Here is a 431-nt window from a genome sequence, read left to right on the forward strand (position 1 = left end):
GTCAACATCAGGGCGGGCGCCGAGGGGCCTACACAGGCGCCGGAGATACAGCTAGCGCGCCGGAGTCGCGTTCACATCGGCGACGACGCGGCGGGCGAGGCGTTCGGAGGACGCCGGGTTCTGCCCGGCGTGCAGGTTCCGGTCCACGACCACGTACGGCCGCAACGGCAGAAGCCCCTTGGAGTACTCCGCCCCGCTCTCCCGTAGCCGGTCCTCCAGCAACCAGATGGCCTTACGGCCGAAACTGTTGAACTTCTCCTCCAGGTTCGACAGCCCCGTCATCCGGTACCCCGCGAACGGCCACGCCCCGCCCTCACCCTTCGCGGCGAACGCGGCCGCCGGGGCGTGACACAGCAGCGCGAGCGGCCGGCCCGAAGCGAGTACCCGGGTCAGCAGCACACCCGACACCGGGTCCACCGCCAGATCCTCCA

General features: G+C 70.5%; 1 protein-coding gene. It reads right to left on the bottom strand.

The features are described from left to right. Positions 1-51 precede the first annotated feature (51 nt). Positions 52-431 (bottom strand): type 1 glutamine amidotransferase family protein (locus V2J85_RS40815; protein WP_474064981.1); only part of this gene is annotated, 380 nt, incomplete at its 5' end.

This window comes from Streptomyces bugieae, from assembly GCF_036352915.1.
GTDB classification, from domain to species: Bacteria; Actinomycetota; Actinomycetes; order Streptomycetales; family Streptomycetaceae; genus Streptomyces; species Streptomyces endophytica.